The 21,193-nt window shown below is 63.8% G+C and carries 14 protein-coding genes; 11 read left to right on the top strand and 3 right to left on the bottom strand.

What is annotated here, in order from left to right; genetic code table 11:
* Nucleotides 1-33 precede the first annotated feature (33 nt).
* The gene (locus ACCD07_RS06795) at nucleotides 34-1,491 is read right to left on the bottom strand and encodes a S41 family peptidase (RefSeq protein ID WP_413446878.1); all 1,458 of its coding nucleotides are present in this window, start codon (nucleotides 1,489-1,491) and stop codon (nucleotides 34-36) included.
* A 366-nt stretch (nucleotides 1,492-1,857) separates the two neighbouring features.
* Here ACCD07_RS06795 and ACCD07_RS06800 point away from each other — a divergent pair, with 366 nt between their 5' ends.
* The 5 genes from ACCD07_RS06800 (at nucleotide 1,858) to ACCD07_RS06820 (ending at nucleotide 11,110) form a co-directional block, all read left to right on the top strand.
* Nucleotides 1,858-2,439 (top strand): hypothetical protein, encoded by a 582-nt coding sequence (locus tag ACCD07_RS06800; RefSeq protein WP_353401955.1) that lies wholly within the window; start codon nucleotides 1,858-1,860, stop codon nucleotides 2,437-2,439.
* 104 nt (nucleotides 2,440-2,543) lie between these two features.
* Nucleotides 2,544-4,787 (top strand): TonB-dependent receptor plug domain-containing protein, encoded by a 2,244-nt coding sequence (locus tag ACCD07_RS06805; protein WP_413446879.1) that lies wholly within the window; start codon nucleotides 2,544-2,546, stop codon nucleotides 4,785-4,787.
* Nucleotides 4,788-4,801: 14 nt separating this feature from the next.
* On the top strand, nucleotides 4,802-6,826 hold the full coding sequence (locus ACCD07_RS06810; RefSeq protein WP_413446880.1) for a M13 family metallopeptidase: 2,025 nt from the start codon (nucleotides 4,802-4,804) through the stop codon (nucleotides 6,824-6,826).
* 122 nt (nucleotides 6,827-6,948) lie between these two features.
* The gene (locus ACCD07_RS06815) at nucleotides 6,949-8,949 is read left to right on the top strand and encodes a M13 family metallopeptidase (RefSeq protein ID WP_413446914.1); all 2,001 of its coding nucleotides are present in this window, start codon (nucleotides 6,949-6,951) and stop codon (nucleotides 8,947-8,949) included.
* Between the two features lie 94 nt (nucleotides 8,950-9,043).
* The gene (locus ACCD07_RS06820; RefSeq protein ID WP_353401961.1) at nucleotides 9,044-11,110 is read left to right on the top strand and encodes a M13 family metallopeptidase; all 2,067 of its coding nucleotides are present in this window, start codon (nucleotides 9,044-9,046) and stop codon (nucleotides 11,108-11,110) included.
* A 61-nt stretch (nucleotides 11,111-11,171) separates the two neighbouring features.
* Here ACCD07_RS06820 and ACCD07_RS06825 read toward each other — a convergent pair whose 3' ends face one another.
* On the bottom strand, nucleotides 11,172-12,266 hold the full coding sequence (locus ACCD07_RS06825) for an ABC transporter substrate-binding protein (RefSeq protein ID WP_413446881.1): 1,095 nt from the start codon (nucleotides 12,264-12,266) through the stop codon (nucleotides 11,172-11,174).
* Nucleotides 12,267-12,519: 253 nt separating this feature from the next.
* On the opposite strand from ACCD07_RS06825, the gene ACCD07_RS06830 reads away from it, so the two are divergent.
* Nucleotides 12,520-13,077, top strand: a complete 558-nt coding sequence (locus ACCD07_RS06830; RefSeq protein ID WP_176653079.1) for a hypothetical protein — start codon at nucleotides 12,520-12,522, stop codon at nucleotides 13,075-13,077.
* 15 nt (nucleotides 13,078-13,092) lie between these two features.
* Here ACCD07_RS06830 and ACCD07_RS06835 read toward each other — a convergent pair whose 3' ends face one another.
* Nucleotides 13,093-15,231 carry a hypothetical protein gene (locus ACCD07_RS06835; RefSeq protein ID WP_413446882.1) on the bottom strand — a complete coding sequence of 713 codons (2,139 nt, stop codon included), beginning with the start codon at nucleotides 15,229-15,231 and terminating at the stop codon, nucleotides 13,093-13,095.
* Nucleotides 15,232-15,431: 200 nt separating this feature from the next.
* Between ACCD07_RS06835 and ACCD07_RS06840 the strand changes: the two genes are divergently transcribed.
* From ACCD07_RS06840 to ACCD07_RS06860, 5 genes are read left to right on the top strand one after another with little or no spacing between them, the layout of a single operon-like run.
* Nucleotides 15,432-16,400 (top strand): ABC transporter substrate-binding protein, encoded by a 969-nt coding sequence (locus ACCD07_RS06840; RefSeq protein ID WP_413446883.1) that lies wholly within the window; start codon nucleotides 15,432-15,434, stop codon nucleotides 16,398-16,400.
* Between the two features lie 25 nt (nucleotides 16,401-16,425).
* Complete coding sequence (locus ACCD07_RS06845; RefSeq protein ID WP_413446884.1) at nucleotides 16,426-17,247, top strand: ABC transporter permease; 822 nt, start codon at nucleotides 16,426-16,428, stop codon at nucleotides 17,245-17,247.
* 1 nt (nucleotide 17,248) lies between these two features.
* Complete coding sequence (locus tag ACCD07_RS06850) at nucleotides 17,249-18,058, top strand: ABC transporter ATP-binding protein (RefSeq protein WP_353401970.1); 810 nt, start codon at nucleotides 17,249-17,251, stop codon at nucleotides 18,056-18,058.
* 33 nt (nucleotides 18,059-18,091) lie between these two features.
* Entirely contained in the window at nucleotides 18,092-19,861 is a 1,770-nt protein-coding gene (locus ACCD07_RS06855) for a sensor histidine kinase (RefSeq protein ID WP_413446885.1), read from the top strand.
* A gap of 1 nt (nucleotide 19,862) precedes the next feature.
* A complete protein-coding gene (locus ACCD07_RS06860; RefSeq protein ID WP_413446886.1) occupies nucleotides 19,863-21,176 on the top strand; it encodes a sigma-54-dependent transcriptional regulator in 1,314 nt (437 codons plus the stop codon).
* Nucleotides 21,177-21,193: the final 17 nt, after the last annotated feature.

The raw sequence follows: 21,193 nt of genomic DNA on the forward strand, positions 1-21,193 counted from the left end.
GGCGCCGCCGAAAAACCGTAACAACAAATACAGTTATTTCTTGGCCAGATCCTTCTTGATGCCGCCGCCGCCGCCGACTTCCGCCTGCACCACCGTGGTCTCCGGCTTGGCCAGCTGCACCGGCAAGCCCTTCAGGTGGTTCAGCGCCTGGATCAGCTGGAAATCGTCGCTGCTGCCGTATTCCAGCGGCTTGCGTTTCTTCTCCAGCGCCACGATGCGCAACTGTTCTTCCAGTTCGTCGCGCTTGCTCTTGGCGATTTCCTGGTCGCGGTCGTTGCTCAGGTGCTTGTCCAGATCGGCTTCGCGGGTGCGCAGCGCGTTCAGGCCGTCGCCGTCGGCGTTCTCGTCCACCGCCACGTCGGGCACGATGCCCTTGGCCTGGATCGAGCGGCCGTTCGGCGTGTAGTAGCGCGCCGTGGTCAGCTTGACTGCCGTGTCGGCCGTCAGCTGGCGGATGGTCTGCACCGAACCCTTGCCGAAGGTCTGCGTGCCGATGATGTCGGCCCGTTTGTAATCCTGCAGCGCGCCGGCGACGATTTCCGAGGCCGAGGCCGAACCGGTGTTCACCAGCACCGCCATCGGCACCCGCTTGACGGCGGCCGGCAGCTTGGCCAGCGCGTCGCTTTCGCTGCGCAGCGCATAGTATTCGGGACGGCCGTAGAAGATCTGCTTGGAGTCCGGCAGCTGGCCGTTGGTCGAGACGATGGCCGCGTCCTTCGGCAGGAAGGCGGCCGCCACGCCGATCGCGCCTTGCAGCACGCCGCCCGGGTCGTTGCGCAGGTCCAGCACCAGGCCCTTGATGTTCGGGTCCTGTTTGTACAATTCGACAATCTTGGCAGCCAGGTCGTCGACGGTCGGTTCCTGGAACTGCGAAATGCGCAGCCATGCATAACCCGGCTCGACGATCTTGCCCTTGACGCTCTTCTGGTGGATCTCTTCGCGGGTGATGTTGAACACCAGCGGCTCGGCCTCGCCCTTGCGCAGGATCGTCATGCTGACCTTGGTGTGCGGCTCGCCGCGCATCTTCTTGACCGATTCGTCCAGGGTCATGCCCTTGACCGGCGTGCTGTCCAGACGGCTGATCAGGTCGCCCGCCTTGATGCCGGCGCGCCAGGCCGGCGAATCCTCGATCGGCGCGACGATCTTGATATAGCCGTCCTCGCTCTGGCCGATCTCGATGCCGAGGCCGACGAACTTGCCCTGCGAGCCTTCGCGCAGTTCGGCGTAAGCCTTTTTGTCCAGGTAGGCCGAGTGCGGGTCGAGCGAGGCGACCATGCCGGAGATGGCCTCGGTCAGCAGCTTCTTGTCTTCGACCTTTTCCACGTAGTCGGACTTGATCAGGCCGAACACGTCAGCCAGCTGGCGCAGTTCTTCCAGCGGCAGCGGCGGATCCACCGGCTTTTGCGCCATGGCGGAAAATTGAAGGGAGACAGCGATGCCAGCCACGACGCCCAGGCCGACCAGTCCGGAGTTTTTGAGTTTCTTGCCCATGTTTCACCTGTCAAAAGCTTTTGCCGGGTAGCTGCTGCCTGCGGGTCATCCCGCCGCAGCATGCATGAGTTGAGTATAAACCTGATTTCCAGCAAACGTAGTAGCCATCACGAAATGATTTATACCTTTACGAGAATTTACAACGCCGGCTGTTGACATTCGAAGCACACCATAGCCCGCTTGGTGTAACGTCAAGTTTGCTGTTTTGTACCAACTGTATCCCTCCCGTTCACGTCGGTAAGCAATTGTAAGAACACCTGTAACGGCGGGATCCGCGGCCTAAACTGAGCTCGTATTTCTCTCTACCCTGAAGTGGTTTTTCGCCTGCGCCCCAAGCGCAGGCTTTTTTTTATCTACGGAGCTACCATGCGTCTTGTTTTCTCATCCACGTTGCAGCGCGTGACCGCCGCACTGGTCCTGAGCGCCGCGCTGTCGCCGGCGTTTGCCCTGCCTGTCATGGAGATGCGCGCCGAGGATTTCCTGCCGATGGCGGCCGAATTGAAAAAATCGCTGAACCTGAATCCCAACCAGCAAACCCTGTGGCAGCAGACGGAAAGCAAGACCCGCAACCTGCTGCGCGAACGCCAGGCGCGCCGCGAGCGCCTGCAGGCGGCCACGCTGGCCGGCACCAGGGTGGCCGGCGCCGAGCTGCGCGACCTGGCCAAGGCCATCGACGAGGAAACCGCCACCAGCGCCAACGAGGAAAAGCTGATGCGCGAATGGTGGCTGACTGTCAACGATGCCTTGAACGAAACCCAGCGCCAGGCTGTCGTGCAACTGGTCGGCGAACAGCTGCTGCGCGTGCCTGACAACGGCGGCAGCCATGAAGGCGCCGCCCCGCGCAAGGAGGGCGGCGAGCGCCACAGCGGCGGCCGCAAAGGCGGCATGGGCGGCAGCGTGGGCGGCCCCGGCGGCGCCAGCATCAGCCTGCCGGGCGGCGGTGGCTGACAGTTGAGGGCATCCCTTGACGCGGCCGGCGCGTGTGTATCGTAAAGTAAAAATTGGCCCCGCGACCGGCTTGCAGCCGGGCCTGACGGTAGAATATTCAGCCTATGAACAGACTGATACCTATCGCTTGCCTGACGCTGTTGGGCGCCCCCGGCGCCTACGCGCAAACGGCACAAACCGATGCCGCGCCGGCCACTTCAGCCACCCCGCCTGCCAAACCCGCGCTGGGACCGGACGGCAAGCCGGTGCAGCAAGTTACCATCAGCGGCGGCCGCGCCAGCGACATGGACGAGCGCCGCAACTCCATCGCCGGCAAGCAGGTCTACGGCCGCGAGGAGCTGGACCGCAACGGCGACAGCAATCTCGGCGACATCCTCAAGCGCTTGCCGGGCGTGACCATCGGCGGCCGTCCCGGCCGCGGCGGCGATGTGCGCATGCGCGGCATGGGCAGCGGCTACACGCAGGTGCTGCTGAACGGCGAGCGTCCGCCGGCCGGCTTCTCGATGGAGTCGCTGTCGCCGGACCAGGTCGAGCGCATCGAGATCATGCGCGGCCCGATCGCCGAGCACAGCACGCGCGCCATCGCCGGCACCATCAACATCATCCTGCGCGACGGCTACCAGCAGCGCGACAACCAGCTCAAGTTCACCGACACCATCGAGCAGGGCCGCCACGCGCCCAACGTCTCGCTGACGGTGCCGGGCAAGGTCGGCAGCCTGACCTGGCTGCTGACCGGCTCGATCTTCGAGAACCGCCAGCACGACCAGACCGAAACCTACAACCGCGACACCCGCGGCGACGGCGTGGTGCTGAAGGACCAGAACGTCCTCGACGAAACCAGCCGCAACTCGCGCGGCATCCATTTGACGCCGCGCCTGACGTATAAATTCGACAACGGCGACACGCTGAACTTCCAGCCCTTCCTGATGGCCAACCGCAGCGACGGCAATTCGCGCAGCGACCTGACGCAGAACTTCGGCCTGGTGCCGCCGGCGCTGCAGCAGCCGCCCGAATACAACCTGGCGCTGACCAGCAGCCATTCCGAGTCGACCTTCCTGCGCGGCTTCGGCAACTGGGTGCACAAGCTGCAGGGCGCGTCCAAGCTGGACGTCAAGTTCGGCTTCGGCAGCGGCCACAGCGACAACGATTCGATCCGCTATCAATACGACAACGCCGGCGGCCTGCTGAACCGCTACACCGACACCTCCAGCGTGCGCGACCGCAGCGCCAGCAGCGGCGGCAAGTACACCACGCCGATCGGCAAGGAGCACTCGCTGGCGGCCGGCTGGGATGTCGAGCTGGGCCACCGTGTGGAAACCAAGACCTCGCTGGACAAGGACGGTGTCGCGCAGTTCGAGGATTCGGGCGACAACCTGACCGCCGACACGCGCCGCCTGGCCGTGTTCGCGCAGGACGAGTGGGACATCAGCAAGCAGTGGTCCGGCTACGCCGGCCTGCGCTGGGAAGGCATACGCACCACCAGCACCCGTTCCGGCACCGACATCAGCAACACCAGCAGCGTGCTGAGCCCGCTGCTGCACGCGGTCTACCGCATCCCCGATCATGACAAGGACCAGATCCGCGCCAGCCTGACCAAGAGCTACAAGGCCGCCAACATCCAGGACTTGATCGCCTTGCCGTCGTTGTCGCGCCTGAACAGCGCCACCCGTCCCGACCGCACCGGCAACCCCGACCTGAAGCCCGAGCTGGCGACGGGGCTGGACTTCGCCTACGAGCATTACCTGGGCCGCAGCGGCATCCTCACCGCCGGCGGCTTCATCCGCGATATCGACGACCTGATCCGCCGCCAGCTGAGCCTGCAGAACACGCCGACCGGCCCGCGCTGGGTGTCCACGCCGGCCAATATCGGCCACGCCCGCACCAAGGGCATCGAGCTGGAAGCCAAGTTCCAGCTGCAGGAGCTGGTGGCCGACGGTCCGGCGCTCGACTTCCGTTCCAACTACAGCCGCTTCTGGTCCAGCGTCGACGACATCCCCGGCCCCAACAACCGCCTCGACGCGCAGCCCAAGCAGACCGCCAACGTCGGCCTGGACTACCGCCTGAAGCAGGTGCCGCTGACCCTGGGCGCCAGCCTGAACTGGACACCGGAGACCACCATCCAGAGCAGCGTCGAGCAGGTGGTGTACACCAGCCGCAAGCGCTCGTTCGACGCCTACGGCCTGTGGAAGTTCAACGCCCGCAACCAGATTCGCATTTCTGCAAATAACTTAATGGCGGAAGACGCACTCGGTAGTAATATCGTGACCACCAATGGCCTGGCACAACTGGCCAACACGACCAACCAGACCTATGTGGTCTGGAGCGTCAAATATGAGATGAAGTTCTAACCAAAGGACCGCACGTGAACCGTTTTCTGTTGAGCACCCTGGCCTTGAGCCTCAGCACCGCCTACGCCGCCGACACCGTCCCGGTGTCCGGCATCGACACCCAGTACATCGACGCCAGCGTGCGTCCGCAGGACGATTTCTTCCAGCACCTCAACGGCCAATGGCTGAAGACCACCGAGATCCCGGCCGACAAGTCGAGCTGGGGTTCGTTCGCCAAGCTGCGCGACGACACCCTGCCTCAGCTGCGCGGCATCATCGAGGCGGCCGCCGCCGACAAGGCCCGCAAGCCGGGCAGCGACGCGCAGAAGATCGGCGACCTGTACGCCAGCTTCATGGACGAGGCCAGGCTGGAACAGCTGGGCACCAAGCCGCTGGCCGGCGAACTGAACCGCATTCGTTCGATCAAGGACAAGAAAGCCTTCCCGATGCTGGTCGCCCACCTGGACCAGATCGGCGTGACCACGCCCTACGGCGTCTACGTCAGCCAGGACGCGCGCGAGTCGACCAAGTACGCGGTAGGCATCTCGCAGAGCGGCCTGGGCCTGCCGGACCGCGATTACTACCTGAAAAAAGACGACGCCAAGATGGTGTCCACGCTGGCCAAGTACGAAGCCCACGTGGCCAAGATCCTCGGCCTGGCCGGCGACAAGAACGCCGCCGCCAGCGCCAAGGCCATCGTCGCGCTTGAAACCGCGCTGGCCGAGGCACAGTGGACCAAGGTGGAAAACCGCGACCCGGTCAAGCGCTACAACAAGACGCCGATCAGCCAGCTGGCCGAACTGGCGCCGGGCTACGACTGGCAGCACGCGCTGGCCGCCGAAGGCGTCGCCGCCAAGGTCGACTACGTGATCGTCAACCAGCCAAGCTACCTGAAGGCCTTCACCGCCGTGGTCGACAAGACCGACCTGGCGACTTGGAAATCCTACTTTGAATGGCAGCTGCTGCGCAGCGCCTCGCCTTACCTGTCGAAGGCCTTCGCCGACGCCAATTTCGATTTCTACAGCACCGTGCTGACCGGCGTGGCCGTCAAGCCGCCGCGCTGGAAATCGGCGGTGGCGCTGGAAGAGCGCGCGCTGGGCGAAGGCCTGGGCAAGCTGTATGTGGCGCAATACTTCCCTGCCGAGCGCAAGGCGCGCATGGAAGAGCTGGTGAAGAACCTGCTGGCCTCGTACAAGACCAGCATCGACACGCTGGACTGGATGAGCCCGGAAACCAAGAAGGAAGCGCAAGCCAAGCTGGCCAAGTTCACGCCGAAGATCGCCTATCCGAACAAGTGGCGCGACTACTCGTCGCTGTCCATCGTCAAGGGCGACCTGATCGGCAACGTGCTGCGCGCCTCGACCTTCGGCCACCAGCGCATGGTCAACAAGCTGGGCAAGCCGATCGACCGCGAGGAGTGGGGCATGACGCCGCAAACCGTCAACGCCTATTACAACTCGACGATGAACGAGATCGTGTTCCCGGCCGCCATCCTGCAGCCGCCGTTCTTTGACGCCAAGGCCGACGACGCGGTCAACTACGGCGCCATCGGCGCGGTGATCGGCCACGAGATCAGCCACGGCTTCGACGACAAGGGCAGCCAGTCCGACGGCGACGGCAACCTGCGCGACTGGTGGACCAAGGAAGACCGCGCCAACTTCAAGGCCAAGACCGACGCGCTGGTGGCGCAGTACAACGGCTACAGCCCGATCAAGGGCTACAACGTCAACGGCGCGCTGACGCTGGGCGAGAACATCGCCGACAATTCCGGCATCGCCATCGCCTACAAGGCCTACAAGCTGTCGCTGGGCGGCAAGCCGGCGCCGGTGATCGACGGCCTGACCGGCGACCAGCGCTTCTACATGGGCTTTGGCCAGGTGTGGCGCAGCAAGATGCGCGACGAGCAGCAGATCGTGCTGATCAAGACCGACCCGCATTCGCCGGGCCAGTTCCGCGCCAACGGCACCATGGTCAACCAGCCGGGCTTCTACGAAGCATTCGGCGTGAAGCCGGGCGACAAGATGTATGTTGCGCCGGAACAGCGCGTGATCATCTGGTAAGCGTTTATTTGCCGTAAATTTTCAGAAAAAGGCCACCTCGTGTGGCCTTTTTGCTATTGTTCCAAGACTTGCCTATACATTTATTGGAGATAGACTTGAAAGCACACTTACTGAGCGCCCTGATGCTGGCGCTGCTGGCCTCCGCCGGTGTCCACGCCCAGCAAAAAATTTCCGGCGTGGATATCGCCAACATCGACCCGTCGGTACGCGCGCAGGACGACTTCTTCGTCAACCTGAACGGCAAATGGCTGGCCAAGACCGAGATTCCTTCCGACAAATCGAGCTGGGGCTCGTTCGAGAAGCTGGACGACGACACCAAGCCGCAGCTGCGCGCCATCATCGAAGCGGCCGCCGCCAATCCGGACAAGGCCAACGGCACCGACGCCCAGCGCATCGGCGACTTCTTCGCCAGCTACATGGACGAGGCCAGGCTGGAGCAGCTGGGCCTGAGCCCGCTGCGCGCCGAGCTGGACCGCGTCGCCGCGCTGAAGGACAAGAAGGAAATCCCGGCGCTGATCGCCCACTACAACCGCTTCAGCGTGACGGCGCCGTACGGCTTCGTCATCCACCAGGACAACAAGGATTCGACCAAGTACGTGGCCGACATCGTGCAGGACGGCCTGAGCCTGCCGGACCGCGACTACTACCTGAAGAAGTCCGACAAGAAGATGGCCGACACGCTGGCCAAGTACCAGCAGCACGTGACTAAAATGCTGGCGCTGGCCGGCAACAAGAACGCCGCGGCCGACGCCAAGTCCATCGTCGCGCTGGAAACCGAACTGGCGAAAATCCAGTGGACCAAGGTCGAGCTGCGCGACCCGGTCAAGGCCTACAACAAGGTACCGCTGGCCAAGCTGTCCAAGCTGGCGCCGGGCTACGACTGGTCCACCTGGCTCAACGACACCGGCATCGCCGGCAAGGTCGACTACGTCATCGTCAGCCAGCCGAGCTTCGTCACCGGCTTCAACAAGGTGCTCAACAAGACGCCGCTGGCTACCTGGCAGGCCTATTTCCAATGGCAGGTGATCCATGCCAGCGCGCCCTACCTGTCCAAGGACTTCGCGCTGGAAAACTTCGCCTTCTACGGCACCGTGCTGGCCGACGTCAAGGAACAGCAGCCGCGCTGGAAGCGCGCGGTCAACGCCACCGACGGCGCGCTGGGCGAGAGCCTGGGCAAGCTGTACGTCGAGCAGCACTTCCCGGCCGAGCGCAAGGCGCGCATGGAAGCGCTGGTCAAGAACCTGCTGGAAGCGTTCAAGCAAAGTATCACCACCCTGGATTGGATGAGCCCGGCCACCAAGGAGCAGGCGCAGGCCAAGCTGGCCAAGTTCACCACCAAGATCGGCTATCCGAACAAATGGCGCGATTATTCCAAGCTGGTGGTGGCCAAGGATGACCTGGTCGGCAACATGCAGCGCTCGCACGAGTTCGAATACCTGAAGGAGCTCAACAAGCTAGGCAAGCCGATCGACCGCGACGAATGGGGGATGACGCCGCAAACCGTCAACGCCTATTACAACCCGGAACTGAATGAGATCGTGTTCCCGGCCGTGATCCTGCAGCCGCCGTTCTTCAACGCGGACGCCGACGACGCGGTCAACTACGGCGGCATCGGCGCGGTGATCGGCCACGAGATCAGCCACGGCTTCGACGACCAGGGCGCGCAATACGACGGCGACGGTAACCTGCGCGACTGGTGGACCAAGGCCGACCACAAGAACTTCGCGGCCAAGACCAGGATGCTGGTCAAGCAATACAACGCCTACAGCCCGGTCAAGGGCTACAACGTCAACGGCGAGCTGACCCTGGGCGAAAACATCGCCGACAACAGCGGCGCGGCGATCGCCTACAAGGCCTACCTGATTTCGCTGAACGGCCAGCCGGCGCCGGTCATCGACGGCCTGAGCGGCGAGCAGCGCTTCTACATGGGCTTCGGCCAGGTGTGGCGCAGCAAGATCCGCGACGCGCAGCAAATCGTTTACCTCAAGTCCGACCCGCACTCGCCCGACCAGTTCCGCGCCAACGGCACGGTGCGCAACCAGCCGGGTTTTTACAACGCTTTTGGCGTAAAACCGGGCGACAAGATGTATCTGGCGCCTAAAGACCGCGTCATCATGTGGTAACCATTTTGTGTTGGCCGGCCCCTGTGATATAAAACCGCACGGGGCCAAACAACGTGGATTGGCCTGTTTCGTTTTTCAAACCAGAAGGATAATCGTGAAACGTCATCTCGTAAGTGCATTGACCCTGAGCCTGATCGCAGGCCTGGCCGGCGCCGCGGACAACACCAAAAGTGTAGCTCCCGCCAGCGCCAAGATAGCAAGCGGCACCATGGCCTCCGGCATCGCCGTGGAATACATCGACCCGGCCGTGCGCGCGCAGGACGATCTGTTCACCCACATGAACGGCAAGTGGCTGGCGACGACGGAAATCCCGGCCGACAAGGCCAGCTGGGGCTCGTTCGCCAAGCTGCGCGACGATATCCAGCCGCAGCTGCGTTCCATCATTGAAGGCGCCGCGTCGAACAAGGCTGGCGGAGCGGAAGCCCAGCGCATCGGCGACTTCTACGCCAGCTTCATGGACGAAGCCAGGCTGGAGCAACTGGGCCTGACCCCGCTGAACGCTGAAATGGCGAAGATCGCCGCGATCTCGGACAAGAAGCAATTGCCGGCGCTGATCTCGCACCTGAACCAGATCGGCGTGACCGCGCCGTACAACTACGGCGTCCACCAGGACAACAAGGATTCGACCAAATACGTGGCCGACCTGTACCAGGACGGCCTGGGCTTGCCGGACCGTGACTACTACCTGAAAGCGGACGACGCCAAGATGGCCGACGCGCTGGCCAAGTACGAACTGCACATCGGCAAGATGCTGACCCTGGCCGGCGATCCGCACGGCGCCGTCACCGCGCACGCCATCGTCGAATTTGAAAAAGAGCTGGCCAAGATCCAGTGGACCAAGGTCGAACTGCGCGACCCGGTCAAGGCCTACAACAAGGTCGACATCGCCAAGCTGGGCGCTACGGCGCCAGGCTACGACTGGAACGCCTACCTGGCCGACGCCGGCGTGGCCGGCAAGGTCAGCTACGTGATCGTCAGCCAGCCTAGCTACCTGAAGGGCATGACCGCGCTGCTGGACAGCACCCCGCTGGACACGCTGAAAGCCTACTTCCAGTGGCACCTGCTGCGCTCCAACGCGCCATACCTGAGCAAGGCCTTCGTCGACGAAAACTTCTCGTTCTACGGCACCGTGCTGAGCGGCGTGACCGAGCAGCGCCCACGCTGGAAGCGCGGCGTGTCCGTGACCGAAGGCGCGCTGGGCGAAGCCGTCGGCAAGATCTACGTCGAGCAAAACTTCCCGGCCGAGCGCAAGGCGCGCATGGAAGCGCTGGTGAAGAACCTGCTGGCCGCCTACAAGACCAGCATCGACAAGCTGGACTGGATGAGCCCGGTCACCAAGAAGCAGGCGCAGATCAAGCTGGCCAAGTTCACCACCAAGATCGCCTATCCTAACCACTGGCGCGACTACTCCAAGCTGGAAGTGTCCAAGGACGACCTGGTCGGCAACGTGCTGCGTTCGCGTCAGTTCGACTACAACAAGGAACTGAACAAGCTGGGCAAGCCGATCGACCGCGAAGAGTGGGGCATGACGCCGCAAACCGTCAACGCCTACTACAATCCCGAGATGAACGAGATCGTGTTCCCGGCCTCGATCCTGCAGGCGCCGTTCTTCAACGCCGACGCGGATGACGCGGTCAACTACGGCGCCATCGGCGGCGTGATCGGCCACGAGATCAGCCACGGCTTCGACGACCAGGGCGCCCAGTACGACGGCGACGGCAACCTGCGCGACTGGTGGACCAAGGCCGACCACAAGAACTTCGCGGCCAAGACCAAGATGCTGGTCGACCAGTACAACCAGTTCAGCCCGCTGCCCGGCTACCACGTCAACGGCGAGCTGACCCTGGGCGAGAACATTGCCGACAACAGCGGCGTGGCGATCGCGTACAAGGCCTACAAGCTGTCGCTGAAGGGCAAGCCTGCTCCGGTGATCGACGGCCTGACCGGCGACCAGCGCTTCTACATGGGCTTCGCGCAGGTGTGGCGCATGAAGATGCGTGAAGCGGCGCAGATCCAGCAGATCAAGACCGACCCGCACTCGCCAGGCCAGTTCCGCGCCAACGGCACCATGCGCAACCAGCCGGGCTTCTACGACGCCTTCGGCGTGAAGCCAGGCGACAAGATGTACCTGGCGCCAAAAGACCGCGTGATCATGTGGTAATCGCCACGTAACGCAACAAGGGCCGCAGCGATGCGGCCCTTTTCAATTCGGGATCGGTTTGTCAGAGCTTGCTGACTGGAACTGGCTTTCCTTTTTGGACCTTGGTCAGGTAGACCTTGTTCAAGCCCTGGTGGTCTTGCGGGCCGAAGGCGATGTCCAGGCCGCCCAGGTTGACGTTCATGCTCTCCAGCGCGGCGAGGAAGCTGGCGCGGGTCAGGTCGGGGCCGGCTTTCTTCAAGCCTTCCACCAGCGCGACGGCGTCCACGTAGCCTTCGAAGGACGTGTAGTCCACTTCGTTGATGCCCGCCGCCTTCATGTCCGCGTGGTATTGCTTGGCGATGGCCAGCGATTCGTCGAATGGCGACGGCACCACCTGGGTGATGTAGACGCCTTCGGCCGCGTCGCCGGCCGCCTTGATGAAGTTGGCGGTGCCGACAAACGACAGGTTGAAGAATTTCGGTTTGAAGCCGGCTGCGTTGGCTTTTTTCACCAGCTCGGCGCATGCCTTGTAGGTGCCGACCATCAGCACCGCTTCCGGCTTGGCCGCCAGCAGCGCCGCCAGCCCGGCGTCGACATCCTCGGTGTTGCGCAGATAGTGACCCTCGCCGGTAATGTTCATCTTGCGCTTTTGCAGCGCCAGCTGCAGCCCTTCCTTGCCGACCTTGCCGTAGGTGTCTTCCTGATAGAACAGGCCGATCTTGGTGATGCCGGCATCGGTGACCAGGCGTTCGACCTGCAGCTCGATCTCGTTGAAGTACGACGACCGGATATTGAAGACATGCTTGTTGAGCGGCGTGCGCAGGAACTCGGCGCCGGTGAACGGCGCAAAAAACGGGATGTTGTTCTCGTTCACCAGGCCGATCGCGGCCTTGCTGGTCGGGGTGCCGACATAGCCGAACAGCGCGAACACGCCGTCCTTCTTGATCAGTTTTTCGGTGGCGGTGGCGGTGCGCGGCGGATCGTAGCCGTCGTCCTCGCTCACCAGCGTGATCTTGCGTCCATGGACGCCGCCAGCGGCATTGATTTTTTTAAAATACGCCTCGCTGCCAGCCTTCATCCCCTGGCCGAGCCCCGCTGTGGGGCCGGACAGCGCGTTGGCCATGCCTATCTTGATTTCCGTCGCCGTCACGCCGGTTTCCGCTGCTGCGGCCGACATCCATGATGCAAGAAACAGCCCGGCTACCCTGCGAAAAATTGTAGTTTTCATATGGCGTGCTTTCAGGTGGCGCGGGGTTTCCTCCGCAGTTAGGTTGATTCACAGTATCCTTTTGAGTGGGGGATATCAAGCGTGCGCCAACTGTTTTCAAGGAAATGCAACACTAGCTAACAACCACCCACTCCTCCTTCGAGAAGGTCGTCCGGCCGCCAATGAGGTAAACTAGGGCGCCTTCAACTCACGAACTGCTCCTATGCGCCTGCGTCACGTCGCGCCCTTGTCCTTGTTGTCCCTGCTGACCGCTTGCGGCGATTCTTTCACGCCTGTTGATGTGTATATGGCGAAGACGCCGGAGTGCAAGACCTGGCAGGAGGGTTCGCGCTACGAGTTGCCGCGCGGGATAAGCGTGTCGACCACGCCGCCGGTCACGCTGCCCGACGGCGGCGCCGAATTCACCTTTGTCTACCTGGTGCCGCGCGGCGAACGGGCGATGTTCCTCAGCCGCGACTACCACGTCACCGCGCCCAAGGGGCCGGTGCTGGCGAAGCTGGAACTGGTCAGCTTCTACCAGCGCGCCACCAATTCCAAGCCGGAAATCGTCGACGTGATCCCCAAGGTGCCGGACATGCTGGTGGCCGGCGCCACCAGCGACGACACCATCTGGCGCGTGCGCCTGCGCGTCAAGGACAAGCTGCCGGAACGCTTCGACGTGGTGCCGCCCGCGTTCGAGATCGCGCTGACCAAATACCCGATGCGCACCTTCACCTACCGCTACTTCGCCGACCGCAAGGCTTTCGGCCTCTGCAGCTGACGCAAGCTTTCTCCATCAGAACCGCAGTTTCAGCACCGCGTACTCAGACGTGACGTACAGTTCGCCGTTGGGGCCGGCGCTGATATTGCCGGGAAAGTAAAGCGATCCCGGCAAGCTGCCCAGTGAGATGCCCAGGGTGCCGCGCTGTCCCGCAACGGTCGTGACCACGCCATCGGGCGTGATGCGGCGGATCAGGCTGTTGTTCTTGTCGGCCACGTAGACATTGCCGTCCGTAGCCACCGCGATGCCGGCGGCGCTGCGAAAACTCGCCGCCGCACCGTTACCGTCCGCATCGCCGTTCACTTGATACGTTCCCGCCAGCGTCGTCACATTGCCGGCCGGCGTGATCTTGCGGATGGTGCTGCTGCTGCCTAAATACATTTCCCGCGTATCGCTGACGTAGAGGTTGCCGCTGCGGTCGACCGCGATGCCAGCGATCCCGGACAACGGCACATCATTCGCAGCGTACGACAGTGCGAGCGTGGTGACTATGCCCGCCGGTGTAATCTTGCGGAGAGTTCTGCTGCCGACGTCGGCGACGTAGATGTTGTTCGCGCTGTCGACCGCCAGATGCGCTGGCGAGCTGAATCTGGCCGCCGCGCCGGCGCCGTCGTCGCTGCCTGCCTTGCCGGCGGAGCCGGCCAGCGTGGTGACCGTACCGTTGGCCGCGATCTTGCGGATCGTGTGGTTGCCGTTGTCCGCGACGTATATGTTGCGGTCGCTGTCCACTGCCATGCCGGTGGGATTGTTGAACAAGGCGTCTGTCGCGTTGCCATCGGTCGAGCCTGACTTATCCGCGGACCCCGCCAGGTTGGTGACGACACCGGCCGGCGAGATCATGCGGATTGCGTGCATCGGGACGGTGTGGCCGTCGAGGGTGCCTTGGGTGACGATGACATTGCCTGCGGCATCGCTGGCGATGCCGGTCAGGTTGCCGAAGCGGGCGCCGGCGCCGGCACCATTAGCCGCGCCGCTTTGCTCCATCGCACCGGCCAGCGTGGTTACCATACCAGCGGGGGTGATCTTGCGTAGCGCGCTGCTATCGCCGGCATACACATTGCCCGAACGGTCGGCTGTGATGCCCCACAGTTGCTGAAAGCGCGCATCGCTGCCGGCGGCATCGACATAGCCAGCCATACCGGCCGCTCCGGCCAGGATGGTGATGCTGCCATCCGCAGCAATCTTACGGACCGTGTTGTCGAGACCATCAGCAAGGAAAACATTGCCTGCCCGATCGGCGCTCAGGCCGACCGAGCCGGGGTCAATCAACGGTATCGTGTATCCGGTTGCGATCTTGGCCAGCGTGCTGACGGTGCCGGCGGCAGATACCTTGCGCACGTAATAAAACACGCCGTCGAACTCGACGACGTAAATATTACCCGCACCGTCGATCGTAATCCCGTTGGGGCCGTTGAAGCGCGCCGACTGTACCGGTCCGTCGGTAATAGCCGTCTCTCCGGCCTTGCCCGCCACCGTCGTCACTACGCCGCCCGGCGTAATTTTGCGCACGCTTGCATTGCCGGTGTCGGCAACGTAGATATTGCCCGCATCATCGACGGCGATTCCTTGCGGCCGGTGAAAACCTGCATCGGCGCCGGCGCCGTCGTTTGTGCCATAGCTGGACGCTTTTCCCGCCAGCGTGGTCACCGCGCCGGCAGGCGTGATCTTGCGGATCGCGCTGCCATCCACCACATAGACGTTGCCTGCGCCATCTACGGTCAGCGCCTCGGGGTCGGAGAATCCGGCGCCGGTACCGATGCCGTCCAGTGTGACGAACTTGCCATTGCCGGCAAATATCGTGACGGCGCCAGCCGGCGTCACCTTGCGTATCGCGTAGTTGCTTCGCTCGGCTATGTAGAACGTGCCATCGACGCCTGCGGCGACGCTGAACTGCGACGCCAGCCGTGCTGCCGTGCCTGTGCCATCGATATTGCCGGCGCCGCCAATCGAACCTGCAAGCAGGCTGATGCCGGCCAGCGTCGGTGGTGGCGGGGCCGGTGGCGCAGGCGCTGACGGAGCGCCGCCGCCTCCACCGCCGCAGGCGGCCAGGGCCGCGATCATGGCGGCTATGATTATGGAGCGTATGGAGAAGCGGAAAGCGGACATGGTAAAGGCGCATCGAAGCGCGTTGATAATATGCAACCATATTAACATGATAATATTTTTGGAAATACATCACGGGCCGATAACTGGCGGATTTCCGCATGGAGGCGGCCTTGCTTATGCGGGTTTCCGCCGCCGGCATGCTTGGCCAAGCAGGCGGATTCTTTATAAATCAATGACTTGAAGCACAGGCCGTGCTTGGCACGGAAGCTGCAATGTCTCCGGTAACTACAACCACAATGGAGACCAGCATGTCCAAGTTCCGTCTGTTAGCCCTGACCCTCGCCGTCGCCGCCGCATCCAGCGCGCAAGCCCAGGAAGTGGTCCGCCTCGGCAACCTCAAGTTCGCCCACTACGGCGCCGTCTCGTATATCAAGGAAATCGCGCCCAAGTGCGGCATCAAGGTGGAAGAGCATGTCTTCGCCAAGGGCCCGGACGTGATGCAGGCCATCCTGGCCGGCGAGCTCGACGTCGCTGCCACCGCCTCCGAGGCCGCCATTTCCGGCCGCGCCAACGGCGCGCCGATCTATGTGGTGGCCGGCTTCGCCAAGGGCGGCGCGCGGCTGGTCGCCCGTCCCGACAGCAACATCAAGTCGATCAAGGATTTGAAGGGCAAGCGGGTCGGCGTCACGCGCGGCGGCATCCACGAGGTGCTGCTGATCGCCGAGCTGGCGCAAGCGGGCCTGACCGTCTCCGACCAGCCCGGCAAGGATGTGCAACTGGTGTTCCTGGCGTTCGCCGATCTGAACCAGGCGCTGCTGGGCAAGAACCTCGATGCCATCATGCAAAGCGAGCCGCAATCGTCGCAGGCGATCAACAAGGGCTACGGCGTTGAAGTGATGAAGCCTTACGACACGCCGATCGGCGCGCCGATCCGCACCATGGTGATGAGCGAGAAATTCTACAAGGAACACCGCGCCACCGCCGCCAAGTTCATGACCTGCTTCGTCCAGGCCACCAAGCTGTTCATCGACAACAAGCCGGTCGCCGAGAAATACGTGCGCGAAGTGATCTTCAAGAACCAGATCACCAAGGACGATTTCGACGACGCCATCAGCAACTCGCCGTACAGTTACGACGTCACCCCCGAGCACATCCAGGTCACCACCGACGTGATGGCCAAGCACGGCACCGGCAAGATGCGCGCCGCGCCGGTGGCCAAGGACTGGGTCAAGACCGACCTGCTGGAAGCGGCCAAGAAAAGCCTCAACATCCAATAACATGCAATAAGCGGAGACACTCATCATGAGCAAGCAAAACTGGCGGGAAGCCGCCTCGGGCGTGATTGCGCCCATCGTCATCATCGCGCTGTGGCAAGCCAGCGCCATGCTGGGCTGGGTCAACCCGCAGGTGCTGCCATCGCCGGCGGCGGTGGTGCAGAAGTGGTTTGAATACCTGTTGCCGCTGACCGCCTACGATCCGGCCGCGGGATCCTGGCTGAGCTGGGCGCTGTCCGGCGAACTGCTGGGCGACACCTTGGGCAGCATGTACCGCGTGGTGGTCGGTTTCGCCGTTGGCGCCGGACTGGCGCTGCCGCTGGGCCTGCTGATGGGATCGAGCAAGCGCATGTATGCATGGTTCAATCCGCTGATGCAGCTGCTGCGCCCGATCCCGCCGATCGCCTACATCCCGCTGGCCATCCTGTGGTTCGGCCTGGGCAACGCGCCGGCCGTGTTCCTGATCGCGCTCGGTGCCTTCTTCCCGGTGCTGGTCAACACCATCGCCGGCGTGCGCCAGGTGGACGGCATCTACATCCGCGCCGCCCGCAACCTCGGCGTCAGCCAGCGCACGATGTTTGTCCGCGTGATGCTGCCGGCCGCCGTGCCCTACATCCTGTCCGGCGTGCGCATCGGCATCGGCACCGCCTTCATCGTGGTCATCGTGTCCGAGATGATCGCGGTGAACAACGGCCTCGGCTTCCGCATCCTCGAGGCGCGCGAGTACTTCTGGTCGGACAAGATCATCGCCGGCATGATCAGCATCGGCATGCTGGGCCTGATCATCGACGTGGGCATGAACAAACTGAACAATCATTTGCTGCGCTGGCACCGCGGCCTGGAGAACTGACATGAAGATGGACATCAACTCGACGCATATCGAAGTCAAAGACGTCAACAAGGTCTTCAAGACCGACAGCCGCGAAGTGATCGCCCTCAAGGAGATCAACCTCGACATTCCGCAAGGCCAGTTCGTCTGCCTGCTGGGGCCTTCGGGCTGCGGCAAGTCCACGCTGCTGAACGCGATCGCCGGTTTCTCGCTGCCATCGTCGGGCACCATCACGGCCGACAAAAAGCTGGTGACCGGCCCCGGCCCCGAGCGTGGCATGGTATTCCAGGAGTACGCGCTGTTCCCCTGGATGACGGTGGAAAAAAACATCGCCTTCGGCCTGGAGATCAAGGGCATGCCGCAGGCGGAAATCACGGCCAAGGTCGATCAGCTGCTGGGCATGCTGTCGCTGAGCGATTTCAAAAACCGCTATCCGAAAGACCTGTCCGGCGGCATGCGCCAGCGCGTCGCCATCGCCCGCGTGCTGGCCTTGGACTCGCCGATCATGCTGATGGACGAGCCGTTCGGCGCGCTGGACGCGCTGACCCGCCGCAACCTGCAGGACGAATTGCTGCGCATCTGGGCCGAGCTGAAGAAGACCATCATCTTCGTCACCCACAGCATCGAGGAGGCGATTTACCTGGCCGACCGCATTGTCGTCATGACCTACCGTCCCGGCACCGTCAAGCGCGACCTGATGGTGGACCTGCCGCGCCTGCGCGACCCGGCCGCCGCCGAGTTCAACGCGCTGAAACGCGAACTGGGCCAGCTGGTGATGGAGGAACAGCAGCGCCATCACAACGACGAGATGCGCATGGCGGCGGTGGATTAAGGCCGCGTCCGCACGGTGCAGTAGAATCTGCGTATGCGCGCCCAAAAATCCCTGCTATTGCTGTTCGCACTCGTGTGCGCGCTGGGCGTGATTGCCGGATCGTATCTGGCAGGCACCTGGCGCGCCCGAGAGGAACTGCGGCAGCAGGGCCAGCGCCAGTTGCAGCTGATGGCGCCGGACCTGCAGTCGCTGCTGCAAAAATATGAGACGCTGCCTTTCGTGCTGGGCTTCCAGCCCGACTTGATCGTGGCGCTGGCGCACCCGTCCGACGCGCAAGCGATCACCCGCCTCAACAGCACGCTGCAGACCATCCAGCAGCAGGCCAAGGTCGGCGCCATCTACGTGATGGACCGCGACGGCCTGACCATAGGCGCCAGCAACTGGGACCAGCCGCTGGGCTTTGTCGGCAAAAACTTTTCCTATCGTCCCTACTTCGACGCCGCTCTGCATGGCAGGGCGGGGCGCTTCTACGGCATCGGCACCAGCACCAGCGAGGCCGGCTACTTCATCGCCCAGCCCGTATACCGCAACGGCACGGCCGGCGGCCCCGTCACCGGCGTGGTCGCCGTCAAGATCAGCCTGGCCGATTTCGAAAGCACCTGGCGCAGCAGCGACGACGCCATCGTGCTGGCCGACAGCGCCGGCGTGATTTTCCTCAGCAACCGTCCCGACTGGATTTACCGCAGCCTGAACAAGCTGGATGCCGCCACCGAGCGGCAACTGGCGCACACGCAGCAATACATGGGCCAGAAGGTGACGCCGCTGAGCGGCCATCCCGACCTGTTCGTCACGCAGGCGGTCGGCCAGCTGGGCTGGCAGCTGATGCTGTTCCCCGGCCAGGCCCGCGTGCTGCGCACCGGCGCGCAGTGGGCGTCAGCGGCGACCCTGTTGCTGGCCTGCGCCGTGGTGTCGGTCTGGGCTTTGCATCAGCGCCGGCGCCGGCTGGAAGAACGCATGGCCTCGCGCGCCGCGCTGCAAAAAGCCGCCGCCGAACTGGACGACAAGATCGTCGAGCGCACGCTGCAGCTGCGCACCACCAATCAGCACCTGGAAAGCAAATACGCCAAGCTGCAGGAAACCGAACACCTGCTGCGCTCCACGCAAAACGAGCTGGTCCAGGCCGGCAAGCTGGCGATGCTGGGCCAGATGGCGACCGGCATCACCCACGAACTGAACCAGCCGCTGGCCGCGATCCGCGCCTTTGCCGACAACGCCCGCATCTTCCTGGAGCGGGGGCAGGGCGAGCAGGTGGCGGGCAACCTGGGCCACATCAGCGAGGCCAGCGCGCGCATGGGCGCCATCATCGGCCAGCTGAAAGGCTTCGCCCGCAAGGACGAGACGGTCGCCACGGTCGACCTGGCGGCCTCGGTGCGGGCCTCCGCCTTTCTGCTGGAGAGCGAGTTCCGCCGCCACGCCGTCACGCTGGAGATCGCGGCGGCGGACGGCATCAAGGTGACCGGCGACAGCGTGCGCATCGAGCAAGTGCTGATCAACCTGCTGCGCAACGCGCTGGATGCGGTGGAAAGCGCCGAGCGCCGCGAAGTCGCCATCCGCCTCGAACGCGAAGGCGGTTGCGCGCTGGTCAGCATCAGCGACAGCGGCGCCGGCATCTCCGAGCAGGTGGTGGCGCATTTGTTTGAACCGTTTTTCACCACCAAGCCTTCCGGCAAAGGGCTGGGCTTGGGACTGGCGATCTCGTCGTCCATCGTGCAGGCCATGAACGGCCGGCTGGCGGCGCATAATCAAGCCGGGGGCGGCGCGTGCTTCGAGCTGCGCCTGCCGCTACAACAAGAAGGAGCATGAAGTGCAGGCTATCCTGATCGAAGACGAAGCCGCGCTGCGCCTCGCCACCAGCCAGACGCTGGAGCTGGGCGGCTTCAGCGTGCAGGCCGTCGCCAGCGCCGAGGAAGCGCAGCCGCTGCTGCGCGCCGATTATCCCGGCGTGGTGGTTACCGACGTGCGCCTGCCTGGCCGCTCCGGGCTCGACCTGCTGGCGCAGGTCGCCGCGCTGGACGCGGAATTGCCGGTCATCGTCGTCACCGGCCACGGCGACGTCGAGATGGCGGTGGCCGCGATGCGCAGCGGCGCCTATGACTTCATCGAAAAACCGTTCGCCACCGAGCGCCTGCTGGAGGCGGTGCGCCGCGCGCAGGAACGGCGCCGGCTGGTGCTGGAAAACCGCCAGCTGCGCACGGCCCGCGCCCGGCATCCGGACATGCCGGACCTGGTCGGCCGCTCCGCTGCCATCGAGCAGTTGAAAGTCATGATACGCAACGTCGCGCCGGCCGGCGTCGACGTGCTGATCAACGGCCAAACCGGCACCGGCAAGGAAGTGGTGGCGCGGCTGCTGCACGCGGCCAGCGGACGCAAGGGCAACTTCGTCGCCATCAACTGCGGCGCGCTGCCGGAATCGGTGTTTGAAAGCGAAATCTTCGGCCACGAAGCGGGCGCCTTTACCGGTGCGCAAAAGCGCCGCATCGGCAAGCTGGAGTTCGCGCATGGCGGCACCGTGTTCCTCGACGAAATCGAAAGCATGCCGATGGCCTTGCAGGTCAAGCTGCTGCGCGTGCTGCAGGAGCGCCGGCTGGAACGCCTGGGAGCCAACGAATCGGTCGCGCTGGAATGCACGATCGTCGCGGCAACCAAGGTCGACCTGCTGCAGCTGAGCGCGCAAGGCCAGTTCCGCGAGGATTTGTACTACCGCATCGGCGTGGTCAGCATCGACCTGCCGCGCTTGCGCGACCGGCGCGACGACATTCCTTTGCTGCTTGCCCACTTCGCCGCCGACGCGGCCGCCCGCTACCATCGGCCGCTGCCGGAGTGGAGTCCGCAGCAGATGGCGCAATGGCAGGCGGCGGAATGGCCGGGCAACGTGCGCGAGCTGCGCAACTTCGCCGAACGGCTGGTGCTGGGACTAGGGCTGGGGACGGCTGCGGCGGCCGCCGGCGAGCCCTTGTCGCTGCCGCAGCAGGTCGACCATCACGAGCGCGAGCTGATCGTGCAGGCGCTGGCCGCGGTGGACGGCAATGTCGCGCTGGCGGCGGATCAGCTGATGGTTCCGCGCAAAACCCTCTACGACAAGCTGAAGAAATACCAGATCGCGTCCGGCCGCAAATAAAAAAACCGGCCATGGAG

It is taken from the genome of Duganella sp. Dugasp56 (assembly GCF_047304105.1).
GTDB classification, from domain to species: Bacteria; Pseudomonadota; Gammaproteobacteria; order Burkholderiales; family Burkholderiaceae_D; genus Rugamonas; species Rugamonas hordei.